Consider the following 17,016-nt stretch of genomic DNA (forward strand, 5'->3'; position numbering starts at 1 on the left):
AAACAGCCTGTTTAGAGACCCCTTCTAGCTTTAAACCGACTTTTTCAATATATAGTAAGGGAAATTTACCAACAACAATATGTCACTCAGGCATTGCTATAATTGTATATTTTTGTAAAATACATACTCATATCAGAGGGAAAATTGATAGATAAGCAGAGAATATTTACCTTTGTAATTATTTAACTTAACACAATAAAAGGATTTTTTATGAGTAGTACTAATGATCACAACGATAAAACTCAGATTGCTTCCCTAGACTCAAACACAAAAAAAACGTCAAACATTCGCAAGCAAAACCTACTTGGCAAAAAAATATCTGGCCGCTACTTAATTGAAGAGCTGATTGGCCAAGGCGGTATGTGCTACATTTATCGGGCGCGCGATACTTTTTTAGAAAGCAGTAATCGCTCAGAAGCCACAGTAGCAATTAAAGTACTTCAGGAAGAATTTTCAAGCTCTGAAGAAGCTATTTCATTACTAAAAGATGAAACAGCAAAAACACAGCAACTTTCCCACCCAAGTATTGTAAAAGTGTACTCAGCAGATTCTGATGGCGATTTATATTATGTCACTATGGAGTTAATTGAAGGGGAAACACTGGAACAAATTATTAAACGTAATAAACCCTCAGGTTTAGCGTTTAAAAAAGCAAAAATTATTTTAGAGCAATTAACCAATGCGCTAATTTATGCCCACTCGCGAGGCGTAATTCATAACGACCTTAAGCCCTCAAATATTATTTTTGACTCTAACGGCAACCTTAAGGTGCTTGACTTTGGTATTGCCAAACACAAAAGCTTAGACGATCAATACGCTGTAAAAAATGACAGTGAACTGGCAACTATTGGCGGCTACACCCCAACATATGCAAGTCCTGAGCAATTAAAGGGTAGTGAAGCATCAGTAAAAGACGATGTTTTTTCTTTTGCCTGTATTGCCTATGAACTACTCAGTAGTAAACATCCATTTAACCGTGTTGCTGCAGACAAAGTACCTAAAAATACAACAGTGAAAAAACCAAGTAACTGCCCTATTCTTTTGTGGAACAATTTAAATAAAGCATTAGTTTTAAATGCGAATCAAAGGCTTGAATCATTAGAGCCCATTTTAAAAAGTCTCACAACAAACTTAAAGCCAGCCATTTTTGCAAGCGTCGCCAGTATCGCCATTATTGGTTTAATTGCGCAAAATTATTACTCAAGCTCAGATAATACAAAACAATTACAGGCACAACTCGATAATGCCAAAGCGATTAACCAACAAGTAGAAGCGTGGATGTCTTGGCAGGGGCCAACTATTTTAAACAAACTTGAACAAATTCCACCACAATATGAAGTGCTTAAACAAGGGTTACTAAGATCAAACCAGCAAAGCATATTAGAGAGCTTTAATGATGAAGCTAATCAGTTTAATAATATTGCAGGTCGTAAATTTAAAGATTTCGATAAAATCATAGCCGTCTACTCTGACGCATTAGATTATTACCCTGATTCAGAAAAACTATCGATGCAATTAGAAAGTGTACTTAGAGAACGCCAATCAATTATTTTTGATATTACAGCCAGAATCGATTTATTACTTGAACAGTCGCGTTATAACGAAGAGCAGCCCAATAGTATTGCTCACTTAGTTTCAGACTTAAAAGAAGTTGATAAAACTTACCGTTATCAGCCAACAGATCTTCACCTTGATAATTTCACTGTTGCGTTAAATACCGCTATAGAAAGTGACGATGTGATCACCCAAAAAGTTCTCTTAAACGTGGGTAAAATCGTTTTTACAAACAACAAAAAAGCGGATGAGTTACTAGCAAATTTAATGCAGCGAGAGTCTGCTATTAATGCATTAACTGCGTATCAGCAAAAGGTTAATTTAGGCGAACAAGCCGACTTTCCGCGTGCCGATGCAGTGGTGTTTTATGGTCCTAAGTTTCAACGTTTCTCGGCTCAATTAGAAACAATAGAAGATCATAAAGCGTTAATGGAGTTTGAAGAGTTTATTAAGTCTGAATCAACAGCATTACCGAATGACTTCTCACTTTTAGTCTCGTTGAGAAAAGAATTATCGAGACGTTACATCAGCACAGCTAACGATTTAATGAAAAAAAGAATGTATAAAGCTGCTGAGCGCTTAGTTGAAAAAAGTGAAGCGATTACTCAGTCTTTAGATAATATGCTTTAAAAAGAGTATATATTTATTGCTCAAAAATAGCACAGTGGTGATTGAATAACGATTACATAGCTATTAGACTAAAATCAAAATACAGATAACAAAGTCAAGGACGACGAGTGCATTCATATCATCATACACTCCGCCAAGATTTTACATATTTAGAGTTTTTATAATTAATGGAGTACCTATGAAGAATTTAAGCTTACTAGCTGCAGCCCTCATACTCTCAGGCTGTTCAGCAACATCTAAAACCAGCAAAACTGAAGATGTCGTTATTGAGCCAACCCCTCAAGTGAGCGAAGAAAGTGCACCAATATCACTTACGGTTATTACTAACCCAGCTGATTCTAGAGTACGGATAATGAATATAGTGCCTGTATATCAAGATGCAATTGAACTAGATGCAGGTAAATATGATATTGAAGTAAGTAAAGCGGGCTATGTAACTTATAGAAAATGGGTAACGGTTGATAAAAAAACCATTTTAACTATAGAGCTCGATGAAAAACAGTTAAGCCAATCAGCGCAATAGACTGTTTAAGAAAGTGAAATGCCTTTAATGAATAAAGGCATTAAACATTAATAATAAACATACCATGCATAGCTACCCAAGCTTAAATTCACCGCTATACACAGCCACAATATCACTATAAATACACGCTTTTGTGACTTATGCCTTAAAGTCTGCTGCGCTATAAGTGCACCAGGCCATCCTCCCAATAGAGCACAGAGATGTAAATGTCGCTCAGGTATACGACTTACTTGCCTGCGATTCGACTGCACTGATTTTCGTTTGTCCCACGCATAATAGAAAAATGTAATACCACTGAGTAGTGAAATATATATCGGTACGAACATCTCAATTTTATGATTTAAATAAGCAAACCATAATACAGCTATAAACACGCTCGAAAATATAATTAAGGTACTTTTTATCAAAAAATAATCGCCTATAATAAGAATAATAAATAAACACTCGGGTTAATTATGACATATTTAAAGGCCGCGATGCTGCTGTTATCGCTATCTATATTTAGCACTCTAGCGAATAATAAAACAGAGTCACTAGCACCAGAACTTGCGATTTTCACGCCCTACTTAGGCACTTGGCAAGCTGATTTTAACACCGAAAAAGGTGAGCCAAGTATTCAAGATGTGAGTAAATGGCAGCGCGTACTTAATGGTAAAGCCATTCGTACTACACACTCTATTAATGAGGGTGAGTATGGAGGGGAATCAATGATTTTCTATGATCGTAAAAAACAGTCACTTGTTTTCTATTATTTCACAACAGCTGGCTTTTATACTAAAGGCGTCATGAAAGTACTGAGCCCAACACAATTTGTGGCCTATGAAGATGTCACTGGTAGCCAAGAAGGGATCACTAAAGTGAAATCAACCAGTGAATTTAAAGACCAACAGTTTGTTGTGTCTACTTCTTATTTAAAAAAAGGTGAATGGACTAAACCGGAAGTTCGCACTTACTATCGCAGTAATAAAGACGTTAAATTTAAATAAACAGCTTCATCTTTATATAAAAATTATTTAGCCATTAAATCGATATAACTTAATGGCTAAATAGCGGCTAACCTATCATTTTACAAATTTCTTAAACGCATCATCCACTGGCGTATCTGCAAGATGATTGGTGTAATTACTCATCACCTTTTGCGCAAGACCCAATACAATTTCTAAAAGCTGTTGCTTTGTATAGCCAGCGGCAAAAAACTTATCCTGCTGTGACTGGCTTAGCACACCTCGTTCGCGTGTCATCTCAAGGGTTGTTTCACGAAGAACTTCAAGTTTTACATCCTCCAGTGGCGTTTTATTAACTAGCGCATCAACAATACCTTGATCAACTCTCATTGAAGCGGCAATTGCGCTATGTGCTGGTACGCAATAATGACACGCATGTTCAACATTAATTGACTGCCAAACAACGGTTAATTCTTTTGCATTGAATGATGTTTTTTGAAATAGCTCATGCAGTACTTGGTAGCCTTTAAGTAAGGTTGGCGCCTCAGCCATTACAGCATGAAGGTTGGGTAACATACCAAAAGCAGCAATAGAGTCTGCCAATAGAGGTTGTGCTTCTTCTGATGCATTTTCTTGTGTGTATAAGGTAAATTCGGCCATCACTAACTCCAATTAAAAAATAGTTTTAAGTAACATCGAGACACATACTATTTGATTTTGAGCGATCGCTCAAGTTAAAATTGAACAATTGCTCAATTTAATAGAAACTATCATGGCCAATAAAGTTAAATTTGAACGCGAGCAAGTTGTTTATGCCGCTAGTCAATTATTCTGGGAGAAGGGCTTTCATGCTACATCTACCCGCGATTTACAAGATGCAATTAATATGCGTCCAGGCAGCATTTATGCGGCATTTGGCTCTAAGGAAGGTTTATATTGTGAAGCGATAAAAAATTATGCCAAACAAATGCAAAGCTTAATAGATGAACGTTTAGTATCATGCAGCAGTATTCTTGAAGCACTGCAAGACTTTGTAGAATATGTTGTTATTTCTTCACAAAGTCATACTCCAAGTTCTATCTGCATGTTAGTTAAGGCAAATAATGAGTTTGTTGATAAAGACAGCTATCTTTATCAAATCAGCGTAGAGCTGATGATAGACTTTGAACATTACCTTACTGAACTATTTACAAACGCTATAGCTAATAAAGAGCTCAGTGGAAATACCTCGGCTATAGATTATGCTCGTTTTTTCCAAATACAATTTACTGGCTTACGTAGTTATTTTAATCGACCAAATGTAGAAAAGTTGGCCAAACCAATGATCGAAAACATGTTTTCACTCATGAAGAGTCTTTAGCTTAAAATAAAAAGGCAGCTAATAAAGTTAGCTGCCTTTTTAATTTAAAACCAAAGTTCGACGTCTAGGTTTTTAATTTATTAAGCTCAGAGTCTTGCTGCGCAACTAGTTTATTTAACTCTTCGCTGCTATCGCCTGCTTGAGCAGATAAATCAGAAAGCTGTGAAGCAGCATCAGAAATTATCGTCAAGTTGCGATTTATTTCTTCGGTGACTAAGCTTTGCTCTTCAGCAGCCGTTGCAATATGGGTAATTTGATTGGTTATTTCATCTACTTTCACAACCACACTGTGCAGTGCATCAAAAGCTGTTGAGGTTTCATCTACTGCAGTTTCGGCGCGTACTACACCTTTTTCGATAACAGTTGATGCATTACCCACTTCTGAAAGTAAGCTATCGATTAAACTACTAATGTCATCGGTTGATGAGCGCGTTTTAGATGCTAAAGCTCTAACCTCATCAGCAACAACGGCAAAACCACGTCCGTGATCCCCAGCTCGTGCAGCCTCAATAGCTGCGTTTAGTGCTAGTAAGTTAGTTTGCTCAGAGATAGTTCGGATCACATCAAGTATTTGAGTAATATCATTACTACGCGATGCTACTTTTTCTACTGCCTGATTAGCTTCTTTAATTTCTTCAGACATGGTTTTAACTTGCGACATAGCCGATGATAAGCTCGATTCGCTACTAACCACTAAGGTGTTAATTTCATCAGCTTGTTGCGCCGACTGCTCTGAAGCTTTTGCCACTTCAAGTGCTGTCGCGCTCATTTCGTTCATTGCAGTAACCACACTTTCAATTTCTTTAAACTGTGCTTGCACATTATGCTTGGTTTCTACCGCAATATTTGAGGTAACTTCACCTTGGTGCTTGGTTTGATCTGAGACCGCTTTAAGCTCACTGATCAATTCACGAAGTTTTGATAGAAACTTATTAAATCCTCCAGCCAGAGCTATAAGCTCAGCGTGAGTATCAACATGCAGAGTTTGTGTTAAATCACCTTCAGAGCTTGCTAAGTTATCAACCCGCTCCTGAATTTGTTTAAGAGGAGCCACAACACTGCCTACTACAAGCTTCATTACTATAAATGCCAATACCGCAATTACAGTCCCCGTGATCAAAATAATCACACCCAGCTCTTTTGCAGCCTCAGACATGCCAGCAGTTAATTGAATAGGTCCTTCAAAGGCAAGTTCAGCGGGTACTTCAATTAGCAGCATCCATTTCACATCAGCAAGCTTAATTTCAATCGGGTAAGACACCATTATTTCAGCGCCCTGTTTGTTTATTCCTTTAGTGCCTTTTAGTGCTTTGTAACTCTCATAACTTTTAGCGCTAACAGCTTCTTTTAGTGGACGGCCTAATTTTTCTTTGTAATGACTTGTACCAACAATTAAACCCAAATGACTAAGTAACGTTACTTTTGCTTTACCATCGTAAAGCGCCTTTGAAAGCTCTTCTGTTAGTTTTTGAAATACAGGTAAAGTTATATCCGCCCCTGTAACGCCTACAAACTTGCCTGATTTAATAACAGGGACAACAAGTGAGGTCATCATTTCTGAGTAACCCGGTGTAATCTCATACAAGTAGGGTTCCATAATGCATGGTTTTAGCTTGTCTTTAGCACACAAGTACCACTCTGCCTCACGTAAACCAAATTCGTTTATTTTATCCGCGTATTTTTCTTCCGCGTCTTCCACAACCTGTTGCTCAACCAAACCATTGCTATTTTTAGTGAAATAAATTTCTAATGTTCCAGCACCAGCAACAGAGTGATTGTAGCCTTGAGTAAATTCACTATCTTTACCATCAAAACCATTTTTTTCAAACTGTGAATAAATAGAGGAAATAACATCATTACTTTCTAATATTGAACGATTTAAAGAAACAACTGAATCACGCTTTATTGAGGCTTTATCGGCATCTTCTAAAATACTACCAAGTGAAAAAGGTATTCGGTAAGCTTCATTAATAAAGGCGGCAATTTTTTCACCATAGGCGGCTGCATTTGCTGTTAATCGCCCATCCACCTCATTAACAATTAGAGTCTCAGCTTCTGCAGAAGTGTTGGCATTACTCGATGAGAGTTTAGACCAAAGTATGCCTGAAAATAGTACTACCGTTAAAAGTATACTTCCGACGCTTATCCATAATAACTTTTTTGCTAACGCTATTTCCCGCATTTATAACTACCTTGCTTTACTTATTTATTTTTAGTTTAGACCAAATTAAACAACATATTATTAATTATTTTAAAATAATATGGATAACTGAATCTCATAACCAACGACCATTTAACTTTGCTTATTTAGTCGCTGAGTCACTAACACAACAACAAAAAGCAAGCTAACACTTACCCACAAGCAAGCTTGTAATCCATATAGTTTATACACTAATCCTGAGAATACTGTCCCAACCAGTCGACCGGTTGCATTAGCCATGTAATAAAAGCCCACATCAAGTGATACTGCATCGCTTTTAGCAAGGTTAACAATAAGATAGCTATGCAAAGAAGAATTGATTGCAAATGTAGCGCCAAAAACCAATAAACCTATTATTAAGGTAAAACTTACTGCAATATCAAGTTGTATTAAGGCTGCTAATATAAACATAACAGCAGTCAGTGCGACCGCCCACCAAGAGGCTTTTTCGATAATATCTACTCTATCGGCCGAACTTCCTGTTACTTTAGGTGCTTGTGATTGCACAATTCCATAAGCTATAACCCATAGCGCCATAAAGCCACTTACCCACCAATGATCCCAATTAAACTGTGCGGCTAAATAAACAGGCAGCGCAACTACAAACCATACATCACGTGCCGCAAATAAACATAATCGCGCAGCACTGAGTAAATTAATTGCTCTGGATTTTGAAAATAACTCCTTAAATTTAGGCTTATTTTTGGCTTTACCCATATCACCTTTTAAGTAAATTAGGCTAACCAACCAAGCAACGCCTAATAAAGCAATCAGGACAAATAATGCGCCTTTAAAGCCCACTAAAGTTAATAGTAATCCACCTAAAAAAAAGCCTATGCCTTTGAGCGCATTCTTTGAACCGGTTAGTAACGCAATCCATTTATATAGTTTACTTTGCCCTGTTTCGTCATCAGGCACTAAATACTTAATTGCGCTTTTAGCACTCATTTTATTCAAATCTTTGGCAATACCACTGAGCGCTTGTGCAGCCATAACGTAAAAAACGCCCAGCCAATCACTAGGTACACATAACATAGCTAAGGCAACAAGCTGTATGCCTAAGCCAATATTCATGGTTTTATTTAAGCCTAAATGCGCGCCAAGCCACCCCCCCACTAAGTTAGTGATCACCCCAAACACTTCATAAAACAAAAACAGCATAGCGATGGCAAGTGCATCATATCCTAGCTGATGGAAATACAGCACCACCAGCATTCTCAGCGCCCCATCGGTTAAAGTAAACGCCCAATAATTACCGGTAATAATTAAATATTGTTTTATCGCTTGAGGTAAATCACTAAGTTGAGCAAACATGGTTAATACCTTGGGCTAATTAACTACATCACTTTTTGCTACTTTTAGCATAAGTTCGGCGGTACGGTTTGCATATCCCCACTCATTATCGTACCAAGCATATAATTTAAGCTGGGTTTTATTAATCACCATGGTAGAAAGCGCGTCAATAGTACAACTACGCGGATCGGTTTTATAATCAATAGACACAAGTGGCTTCTCTTCATAACCTAAAATCCCTTTTAATGTGCCCTCTGCAGCCTGATAAAACCACTCGTTTACTTCATCTTGCGTAACACCGTGTTCAAGCTCAAATACACAGTCGGTAATTGATGCATTAGTAAGTGGTACACGAACAGCATGGCCATTAAGTTTCCCTTTAAGCTCAGGGAAAATATGCGTAATAGCCGTAGCACTGCCTGTTGTGGTGGGAATTAAACTGGTACCACATGAGCGAGCTCGACGTAAGTCTTTATGTGGGGCATCAATAATAGTTTGGGTGTTAGTTATATCGTGAATAGTAGTCATAGAGCCGTGTTTAATACCCACTTTTTCTTGTAGTACCTTAACAATTGGCGCTAAACAGTTTGTTGTACACGATGCCGCTGTAACAATTTTATGCTCATCAGGATTATATAAATCATCATTTACGCCCATCACTACATTTAAAATACCGTCTTCTTTCACCGGTGCAGTCACCACCACACGTTTTACACCTTGAGCTAGGTATTGATTTAATAATTCTGTGGTTTTCATCACACCGCTGGCTTCAATGACTACATCGCAATCTGACCAATCAGTATCATCAATGTTTTTATTGTTAGTTACAGCAATGGTGTGTTTACCTACAATAAAGCTGTGCACTGATGCTGTTACATTGTGTGCCAAACGCCCATGTACTGAATCAAATTCGAGTAAATGTGCATGCGTTTTAGCATCGCCAGCAACATCATTAATTTTAATAAATTCAATTTCAGGCCAATCAAGTGCAGCACGCAATGTTAAGCGCCCCATACGGCCAAAACCATTAATCCCTACTTTAATTGTCATAATAAATACCTTTAAAAGTTAATTAACAGCAGTTTGCTGCACGCTCAGGGCGGTTACCCATTGCATTGAGTCGATTTAAATCATCGTTATAAAATTCAATATTAGCGCTACGGGTTTGTGCTAGTACATTTTCAGCCCACTCTGGTAGGGCTTTATTAATACTGTAATACACCCATTGATTTTGCTTACGATCGCTCAATAAGCCACATTGCCTAAGCTGGGCTAAATGACGAGATACTTTAGGCTGGCTAAGCTCAAGGGCAGCCACAAGCTCGCATACACATAATTCTTGCTCATGGCTAATTAGCAGCATGGCTTTTAAGCGCGTATCGTCAGCTAAGCATTTATAAAACTGTAGTGGGTTGAGTTGTTCCATAGCGTCCTCGTTTAGTTTATGCATATACAATAAAACAAAAAACAAACATATGGAATAGTGAATATATGAAATTTCGAATATAACTGGTTTTATCTATTTTCAATTCATTTATAGATATAGTTGCGAATAAAAAACACGCGATGATCACTCATGGCGTGTTTTTATAAACAATATAAAGAGGTAAATTAAATAACTGAAAGTTCTACCTCAATATTACCGCGTGTTGCGTTTGAGTATGGGCATACTTGATGTGCTTTATTTACCAGCTCTTGCGCCGCTGATTTGTCCATATCACCTAGTGATACAGCAAGTTTTACAGCAATACCAAAACCGCCTTCAATAGCACCAATAGACACTTCAGAGTTAATGTAAGTATCGCTTGATAATGCGATCTTTTCGCTACCGGCTACAAATTTAAGTGCGCCAATAAAACACGCTGCATACCCTGCTGCGAATAATTGCTCAGGATTAGTGCCTTGACCATCATCACCACCTAACCCTTTAGGCGTTGATAAGTTAACATCTAAACGACCATCATCTGATTTAGCTACCCCTTCACGTCCGCCTGTTGCCGTTGCTTTTGCTGTATAAGCTACATTTTGTAATACATTCATAGTGAACTCCTAAGGTTTAAAATTTTCACACTAGTTACTTTGCATGCAAAATAATAGAGCAACTAAATTCTGATTGCAAATACTTTGCATGCAAACTAAAATACTCTGTATTGAAATGAGGATAAAACGATGTCGTTTGAACAGTTAAAATTAAAAAATCAGCTATGCCATCGTTTATACATGGCGTCCAACAGCATAGCCCGTGCCTATCGAGAACCTCTAGCTGAGCTTAACCTTACCTATCCTCAGTATGTTGTTATGATGGCGCTGTGGGAACAAGATGAAGTAACCATCGCCGAACTAATCGATAAAACCGCAATTGATGGTGGTGCGCTTACTCAAATATTAAAAAAGATGACCAGCAAGTCACTACTTAACGTTATAAAGGACGAACACGATAAGCGTAAGCGTTTGGTGCAATTGACTCACACGGGTCAATCTTTAAAACTTAAAGCTGCTGATATTCCAAAAACAATTTTCTGTAAATTTGACAGTATCGACACTAACCAAGCACAGCAATTAATGCAGTTACTCGATTTAATCGTTAGCGACTTAAGCACCCAGACTGAAGATGAAAGTGTCGATGCTAAAGACAGTCCCAAGTTAGTGCAAACCTAGCGTAAATTTATCCAATGTGGTGCTTAAGCTTTTTTATAGTTTAGTTATAAAAAATTAACTTATTGATTATTATTCATAAAATATTCAATTAACAATTGGCATACTTCTTCCTTCTCTCTTAATGACGTTAGCAACACCAAGGAAAAGTTATGTCTAATTTATACAACACTCTTTATTTTTTATGGCGCTTAGATATCACAGTGTGGCAAGTAAATGAGCCAACAAATACGCATACCACCAGTGAAAAAGAGCGTATCTATTCGCGTTAAACTATTTTTGAACAGACTTTGCAAGCTACCTCATAGCGTTGTATTGTAAAAGACTATTTAATTGGTTAGTGGAACGTGTATGCATGCTTTAGAAGTTAATTTTGACGGCTTAGTCGGCCCTACTCACAACTACGCAGGTTTGTCGTATGGTAATGTTGCTTCGTTAAATAACGCGGCGAGTTTTTCAAATCCGCAAGAAGCTGTATTGCAGGGCCTGGCTAAAATGAAAGCTATGCATGATAAAGGCTTAACCCAAGGGGTTTTTGCTCCTCATGCTCGCCCAGATTTAAATGTACTTCGCCGTTTAGGATTTACTGGCAACGATGCGCAAGTCATTAATAAAGCTTTTAAAGCTGATCCTATTTTATTGCGCGCCTGTTACTCTGCCTCTGCCATGTGGACCGCTAATGCAGCCACCATATCGCCTTCACCTGATACTAACGACGGCAAGGTACACTTCACTGCGGCTAATCTAAATAATAAATTTCATCGCTCTTTAGAGCCAAACACCACTACACGTTTGCTCAAAGCGATGTTTAATAACGAACAATACTTTGCACACCATTCACATTTGCCTGAGCAAGGTTTTTTTGGCGATGAAGGCGCAGCAAACCATACTCGGCTGTGCGACAGCCATGGTGAAACAGGTCTAGAGTTATTTGTATTTGGTGCAAGTGCCTTTAACAGTAAACTTGTTAAGCCCGTTAAGTTCCCTGCAAGGCAAACTTTGGAAGCGTCTGAAGCCATTTGTCGATTGCACAATATAAAAGATACCAGCCAAATACTATTACAACAAAACCCTGATGTGATTGACCAAGGGGTGTTCCATAATGATGTAATTGCAGTGGGTAACGCCAATGTTTTATTATGCCATCAACAGGCGTTTTTAAATCAAACGCAAGCATTAGACGATATCCGCGAAGCCTATGTAGGTAACAAACAGCTTTATATTATTGAGGTGCCAACCAGCAAAGTGAGTATTCAAGATGCCGTCTGTAGTTATTTATTTAATAGCCAACTGGTTAGCATGAATGACGATGCAATGCTGCTCGTTGCCCCACAAGAATGCCAGCGCAACCCTGCTGTAAAAGCGTATATTGAAGAGCTAATTGTTGCCGATAATCCCATAAATCAAGTGCAGTTTTTTGATTTGCGCCAAAGTATGCAAAATGGTGGCGGGCCTGCTTGTTTACGGTTACGCGTAGCGCTTAATAACCATGAATTAGCGGCAGTAAACCCAGAGGTTATCTTAGATGAGCAAAAGTACATTCAATTATGTGATTGGGCTACGCGCCATTACCGCGATAAGCTTGGTGCCAACGACTTTGCAGACCCTGCTTTACTTACCGAAAGCTACCAAGCCCTTGATGAGTTAACACAATTACTGAGCTTGGGATCAGTTTATCCCTTCCAATTAGAAGCCTAAGCTTTTTTTTTATAGGGGGAAGATACACAGTATTTAAATCTTCTTCCTGTAATTAATAATTTTAATTCAATTTAGGTTAAGTTTTTGTATCTATACTGAGTGATACTTTAAAGTATTTGGAAACCTAACATGAACTTAAAATCAACATTACTTAGTAGCGCCGTCTTATTAGCATTAACGGGTTGTGGTTCATCAAATGATGACTCCCCTATTACTCCTACCGATCCGCAAAAATCAACGTTCAGTTTAGGAGTTTCAGATGCGCCAGTAACAGGCTTAAAAGCGGTTAATGTAGTTTTTGACTCTATCACCCTTCGTTCACAAGGTGGCGAAGATTTTAGCTTCGAAACACGTGAAGCCAGCGATTCAACCGAAGCTGAAATGGTTAACTTATTGGATTACACTGGCGATGATATTTTTTCCTTACTAGAGGGCGAAGACGTACCTGCAGGTGAATACGCGTGGATACGTGCTGATGTAATTAATGGTGATATAAACAACCTAACCGAAACTTCGCATGTTGTTTATGAAGATGACAGCATTGCACCGTTAATCGTAAAACGAAAAGGCAATGACGGAATCGGTGAGATTCAACTTGATGGTTTTACTCTGAATCAAACGGACAACACTTTTGTACTTGAATTTGATCTTAAAAAATCGTTAGTTGCGCCACAAAGCGGTAACGAAATAGTATTAAAACCACGTGGAGTTCGTCTTGAAAACCTTGCTGAGTCACAAGATATTGAAGGTACAGTAAGCGAATCACTTTATGCAAATTGTGAAACCGATAACATTGAGGTTGCCGCTGAAGATGGTTCATTCGGCCATGCTGTTTACTTGTATAACAGTGATGTAGAGCTACCACTTGATAATTACGAAGTCACTGAGGGTGAAACCCCTGTAGACGCACCATTAGCTACTGCAAATGTGGTACTTAACAATGAAACTAGCCAATATGAATTTGAACTAGCATTTATTACGCCTGGCGATTATCAGCTAGGTTATACCTGTAACGCGCATATTGATGATGCCGAACTACAAGATGAAGCGTTTACCCTATATCAAGTTAAGCCGGTGGCGGTTGTAGCCGGTGAAGATACCGAAGTGACATTTGATATTGCTCAGTAAGCATCAACTTTATAAATTCTAGCCCGCACCTGCGGGCTTTTTGTTTTGGAGGAACTATGACACATAAAGTAATTTTAATTACCGGTGCCTCTAGTGGTATTGGCGAGGCGACCGCTAAAACATTAGTTAATAATGGTCACAAAGTAATATTAACTGCGCGCAGTGAAGATAAACTCAATAAACTAGTTGATGAGTTAGGCCATGAAAGTGCATTTAGCGTTTCAGCCGATGCCACTCAGTTTAGCGAGCTTGAGAGTGTAGTAAGTAAGGGCATTGAAAAGTTTGGGCGATTAGACGCAGCATTCGCTAACGCGGGCATGGGTGTGTCATCACCAGGCACAGAGAATGGCGATCCCCAAGAGTGGTCAGCCATGGTTGATCTTAACATTAAAGCGTTGTTGTGGACCGCAAAACTCACCTTGCCTCATTTACGTGAAAACCAAGGGCATTTTATTTTAACCAGCTCTGCAGCAGGAAGAAGACCCATTGACGGCTCTATATATGGTGCTACTAAATGGTTTGCACATGGCTTTGGTCAAAATTTAGCAGAGGAAATGAAACCCTGGCATGGTCGCTGTACCACTATTGCGCCAGGTATGGTAAATACGCCTTTTTTTGATGAAGCAAAACCCGATAAGCTCGACCCACAAGATGTGGCCGATGCGGTATTATTTGCTATTGAGGCCAACCAGCGTAATAGCGTACGCGAAATCTATTTAATGCCCACCAACTAACAAGATAATCCAAAGGCCAATCTTTATTGGCCTTTGCTTTAAAAGTACTTAATTGTGCTTTGTTAAAATTACTTTCGACTAAATCAATGAAAAGTCACACATTGAAACCTCCCTTACCATGCTAAATCTCAACTTTATGTCTAATATATAAATAAAGTAATTCAATAACTGGAACCCATTTAATGGATCCCCATAAAGCCCATAATATGCCAGCCCATCAATATGTTACTAATGATCCGTTGCATCAACTATTTGATGCAGTCGATTCTATATCGGTGCAAGGTTATGATGAGCAACGGCGTGTAATTTATTGGAATAAAGGCAGTGAATTGCTTTATGGGTATTCGCAACAGGAAGCCATTGGCAAAAAACTCGAAGATTTAATAATACCCACACCAATGCGAGAGCCCGTAATTGAAGCCCATAGTAATTGGATTAAGCATGATATTGAAATTCCCGCCTCAGAGCTTATCCTCAAACATAAAGAGGGTAATGATGTGGCTGTATTTTCAAGCCATGTTATGTTTACTAATCAATACAATACCAAACAAATGTACTGTATTGATATTGACCTTTCTGAGGTTCACAAGGCACAAGCAGAAGCCACATTTAATGCCAGTATGTTGAAAACTATCTTTGAAGCCATTCCTGACTTATTTTTTGTACTAGAGCAAAATGGCATCATTGCTGATTACCATGTTAATAATAGTAAGGACCTGTATATTTCACCTGAGCAGTTTATTGGTAAAAAAATGATTGATGTACTGCCTGAAAAAGTAGCGGAAAAATTTCAAATTCATATAGAAAAAACAATAGCTCAAAACAGTATGGTCAGTTTTGAATATGAATTGAGCATGCCTGAAGGCGTAATTTATTATGAGGCGAGATTGCGCCTACTGCCCAAAAAAAACCAAATCATGGTGATTATTCGTGATATTAGCGAACCACACCGCTCAGCAGAATTGATCCGTCATCAAGCTCTCTTTGATAGCTTAACCGATTTGCCTAACCGCTTTTTGTCTTTAGATCGCTTGTCACAAATATTAATGGAAGTACAAAAGAGTCATGAAAAAGCCGCAGTGTTTTTTTTAGACCTTGATGACTTTAAAAAAGTGAATGACTCATTAGGGCATGAAGTAGGCGATAAACTGTTAATTGCAGCAGCCGCTAGATTACAGCAAACACTAAAGCAAAATGACACTGTCGGTCGATTAGGGGGTGATGAATTTATTGTTTTAATATCCAGTTTAAACGATGAAAATGATGCTTTAGCAATTGCTGAGCGGTTACTTCAAGCATTTAGAAAACCCTTCAAGCTCGAAGGCAGAGACTTAATACTGACATTAAGTATTGGTATTGCGATTTCTCCCAAAGACGGTACGTGTGCCTCGGTGTTGTTACGTAATGCCGACACCGCTATGTACCAAGCAAAAGCGATGGGGCGCAATACCTCCTCTTTTTTTACCCCGCAAATGAACGTTGCTATGCGCCGGCGTTTTGAAATAGAAGAGCAAATGCATGGAGCACTGGAGCGAAACGAATTTGAGCTTTATTACCAACCGCAAATAGATGTAAAAACAAACACCATCATTGGCGCTGAAGCCTTGCTACGTTGGCATAATATAGTGTTAGGGGAAATCACCCCTGATGAATTTATTCCCATTGCAGAGCAAACAGGCTTGATTGCGCCTGTTGGTTTATTTGTTCTTCAACAAGCCTTACGCTTTTTGAATGAATGGCAATCAATTAACCAGCAAAACTATACCATGGCGATTAATTTATCGCCGCGCCAATTCAGAGATCCGGAACTGGTTAATATAATTAAACATACTCTACATAAAAATAGCATTAATAATGAATGCTTAGAGCTGGAAATTACCGAAGGGGTACTAATGAATAGCCAAGCCTCAATTCATGATGCCTTAGTGCAAATTGATGAGCTGGGCATAAAACTGTCAATGGACGACTTTGGCACAGGCTATTCATCATTAAGTTACTTACGAGAATACCCTTTTGATGTGCTAAAAATTGACCGTAGCTTTATTGCAGGGATTACAGATAACAAGGCCGACTGTAATTTAGTAAAAGCGGCCATAGCTATGTCACACAGCCTAGAAATAAAAGTAGTTGCAGAGGGAGTAGAAACCAAAGAGCAGCTAGATTTACTCAACGAGCTAAACTGCGATATTGCTCAGGGGTTTTATTTAAGTAAGCCCTTATCTGGTGCCAAGTTACTTAATTTTTCATTACATTACTGCAAAGCGACTTAAAAGCACTTTAGTTAAAAAGTGCTTTTA

General features: G+C 38.4%; 16 protein-coding genes. 9 read left to right on the plus strand and 7 right to left on the minus strand.

The window, feature by feature from the left end; translation table 11 throughout:
- Positions 1-210: 210 nt before the first annotated feature.
- Positions 211-2,184 (plus strand): serine/threonine-protein kinase, encoded by a 1,974-nt coding sequence (locus ACNSN3_RS16665; RefSeq protein WP_418609724.1) that lies wholly within the window; start codon positions 211-213, stop codon positions 2,182-2,184.
- 178 nt (positions 2,185-2,362) lie between these two features.
- Entirely contained in the window at positions 2,363-2,707 is a 345-nt protein-coding gene (locus tag ACNSN3_RS16670; RefSeq protein WP_010389403.1) for a PEGA domain-containing protein, read from the plus strand.
- 47 nt (positions 2,708-2,754) lie between these two features.
- On the opposite strand, the gene ACNSN3_RS16675 is transcribed toward ACNSN3_RS16670, so the two are convergent.
- Entirely contained in the window at positions 2,755-3,114 is a 360-nt protein-coding gene (locus tag ACNSN3_RS16675; protein ID WP_418609726.1) for a DUF1294 domain-containing protein, read from the minus strand.
- Between the two features lie 48 nt (positions 3,115-3,162).
- Between ACNSN3_RS16675 and ACNSN3_RS16680 the strand changes: the two genes are divergently transcribed.
- Positions 3,163-3,693, plus strand: coding sequence for a hypothetical protein (locus tag ACNSN3_RS16680; RefSeq protein ID WP_075170044.1), 531 nt, complete (start codon positions 3,163-3,165; stop codon positions 3,691-3,693).
- Between the two features lie 75 nt (positions 3,694-3,768).
- Here ACNSN3_RS16680 and ACNSN3_RS16685 read toward each other — a convergent pair whose 3' ends face one another.
- Positions 3,769-4,311: a carboxymuconolactone decarboxylase family protein gene (locus tag ACNSN3_RS16685; RefSeq protein ID WP_418609728.1), complete on the minus strand. Its 543-nt coding sequence runs from the start codon at positions 4,309-4,311 to the stop codon at positions 3,769-3,771.
- 112 nt (positions 4,312-4,423) lie between these two features.
- Between ACNSN3_RS16685 and ACNSN3_RS16690 the strand changes: the two genes are divergently transcribed.
- Positions 4,424-5,011 carry a TetR/AcrR family transcriptional regulator gene (locus ACNSN3_RS16690; protein ID WP_010389407.1) on the plus strand — a complete coding sequence of 196 codons (588 nt, stop codon included), beginning with the start codon at positions 4,424-4,426 and terminating at the stop codon, positions 5,009-5,011.
- A gap of 64 nt (positions 5,012-5,075) precedes the next feature.
- On the opposite strand, the gene ACNSN3_RS16695 is transcribed toward ACNSN3_RS16690, so the two are convergent.
- The 5 genes from ACNSN3_RS16695 to ACNSN3_RS16715 form a co-directional block, all read right to left on the minus strand.
- Positions 5,076-7,193: a methyl-accepting chemotaxis protein gene (locus ACNSN3_RS16695; protein ID WP_075170045.1), complete on the minus strand. Its 2,118-nt coding sequence runs from the start codon at positions 7,191-7,193 to the stop codon at positions 5,076-5,078.
- A gap of 111 nt (positions 7,194-7,304) precedes the next feature.
- Entirely contained in the window at positions 7,305-8,525 is a 1,221-nt protein-coding gene (gene arsJ, locus ACNSN3_RS16700) for an organoarsenical effux MFS transporter ArsJ (RefSeq protein WP_418609731.1), read from the minus strand.
- 15 nt (positions 8,526-8,540) lie between these two features.
- Entirely contained in the window at positions 8,541-9,554 is a 1,014-nt protein-coding gene (locus ACNSN3_RS16705) for an ArsJ-associated glyceraldehyde-3-phosphate dehydrogenase (RefSeq protein WP_418609734.1), read from the minus strand.
- A 22-nt stretch (positions 9,555-9,576) separates the two neighbouring features.
- Positions 9,577-9,930, minus strand: coding sequence for a metalloregulator ArsR/SmtB family transcription factor (locus ACNSN3_RS16710; protein ID WP_008108943.1), 354 nt, complete (start codon positions 9,928-9,930; stop codon positions 9,577-9,579).
- Positions 9,931-10,115: 185 nt separating this feature from the next.
- Positions 10,116-10,544, minus strand: a complete 429-nt coding sequence (locus tag ACNSN3_RS16715) for an organic hydroperoxide resistance protein (RefSeq protein WP_418609736.1) — start codon at positions 10,542-10,544, stop codon at positions 10,116-10,118.
- A 129-nt stretch (positions 10,545-10,673) separates the two neighbouring features.
- Between ACNSN3_RS16715 and ACNSN3_RS16720 the strand changes: the two genes are divergently transcribed.
- The 5 genes from ACNSN3_RS16720 to ACNSN3_RS16740 all read left to right on the plus strand — a co-directional run bounded on the left by ACNSN3_RS16720 (position 10,674) and on the right by ACNSN3_RS16740 (position 16,989).
- Complete coding sequence (locus tag ACNSN3_RS16720; RefSeq protein WP_008468659.1) at positions 10,674-11,162, plus strand: MarR family winged helix-turn-helix transcriptional regulator; 489 nt, start codon at positions 10,674-10,676, stop codon at positions 11,160-11,162.
- 348 nt (positions 11,163-11,510) lie between these two features.
- Entirely contained in the window at positions 11,511-12,857 is a 1,347-nt protein-coding gene (astB, locus tag ACNSN3_RS16725; protein WP_418609739.1) for an N-succinylarginine dihydrolase, read from the plus strand.
- Between the two features lie 129 nt (positions 12,858-12,986).
- Positions 12,987-13,985 (plus strand): DUF4382 domain-containing protein, encoded by a 999-nt coding sequence (locus ACNSN3_RS16730; RefSeq protein ID WP_248527123.1) that lies wholly within the window; start codon positions 12,987-12,989, stop codon positions 13,983-13,985.
- 56 nt (positions 13,986-14,041) lie between these two features.
- Positions 14,042-14,719, plus strand: a complete 678-nt coding sequence (locus tag ACNSN3_RS16735) for an SDR family oxidoreductase (protein ID WP_109875102.1) — start codon at positions 14,042-14,044, stop codon at positions 14,717-14,719.
- 182 nt (positions 14,720-14,901) lie between these two features.
- Complete coding sequence (locus ACNSN3_RS16740; RefSeq protein ID WP_418609742.1) at positions 14,902-16,989, plus strand: EAL domain-containing protein; 2,088 nt, start codon at positions 14,902-14,904, stop codon at positions 16,987-16,989.
- Positions 16,990-17,016: the final 27 nt, after the last annotated feature.

It is taken from the genome of Pseudoalteromonas sp. US3C1004, from assembly GCF_048401065.1.
GTDB classification, from domain to species: domain Bacteria; phylum Pseudomonadota; class Gammaproteobacteria; order Enterobacterales; family Alteromonadaceae; genus Pseudoalteromonas; species Pseudoalteromonas undina.

Coding starts and splice junctions, on each gene's coding strand:
- ACNSN3_RS16705 (WP_418609734.1), bottom strand. CDS start 9,554: ATGACAATTAAAGTAGGGATTAATGGTTTTGGCCGTATGGGGCGCTTA.
- ACNSN3_RS16670 (WP_010389403.1), top strand. CDS start 2,363: ATGAAGAATTTAAGCTTACTAGCTGCAGCCCTCATACTCTCAGGCTGT.
- ACNSN3_RS16695 (WP_075170045.1), bottom strand. CDS start 7,193: ATGCGGGAAATAGCGTTAGCAAAAAAGTTATTATGGATAAGCGTCGGA.
- ACNSN3_RS16685 (WP_418609728.1), bottom strand. CDS start 4,311: ATGGCCGAATTTACCTTATACACACAAGAAAATGCATCAGAAGAAGCA.
- ACNSN3_RS16735 (WP_109875102.1), top strand. CDS start 14,042: ATGACACATAAAGTAATTTTAATTACCGGTGCCTCTAGTGGTATTGGC.
- astB (WP_418609739.1), top strand. CDS start 11,511: ATGCATGCTTTAGAAGTTAATTTTGACGGCTTAGTCGGCCCTACTCAC.
- ACNSN3_RS16720 (WP_008468659.1), top strand. CDS start 10,674: ATGTCGTTTGAACAGTTAAAATTAAAAAATCAGCTATGCCATCGTTTA.
- ACNSN3_RS16690 (WP_010389407.1), top strand. CDS start 4,424: ATGGCCAATAAAGTTAAATTTGAACGCGAGCAAGTTGTTTATGCCGCT.
- ACNSN3_RS16710 (WP_008108943.1), bottom strand. CDS start 9,930: ATGGAACAACTCAACCCACTACAGTTTTATAAATGCTTAGCTGACGAT.
- ACNSN3_RS16740 (WP_418609742.1), top strand. CDS start 14,902: ATGGATCCCCATAAAGCCCATAATATGCCAGCCCATCAATATGTTACT.
- ACNSN3_RS16715 (WP_418609736.1), bottom strand. CDS start 10,544: ATGAATGTATTACAAAATGTAGCTTATACAGCAAAAGCAACGGCAACA.
- ACNSN3_RS16665 (WP_418609724.1), top strand. CDS start 211: ATGAGTAGTACTAATGATCACAACGATAAAACTCAGATTGCTTCCCTA.
- ACNSN3_RS16680 (WP_075170044.1), top strand. CDS start 3,163: ATGACATATTTAAAGGCCGCGATGCTGCTGTTATCGCTATCTATATTT.
- arsJ (WP_418609731.1), bottom strand. CDS start 8,525: ATGTTTGCTCAACTTAGTGATTTACCTCAAGCGATAAAACAATATTTA.
- ACNSN3_RS16730 (WP_248527123.1), top strand. CDS start 12,987: ATGAACTTAAAATCAACATTACTTAGTAGCGCCGTCTTATTAGCATTA.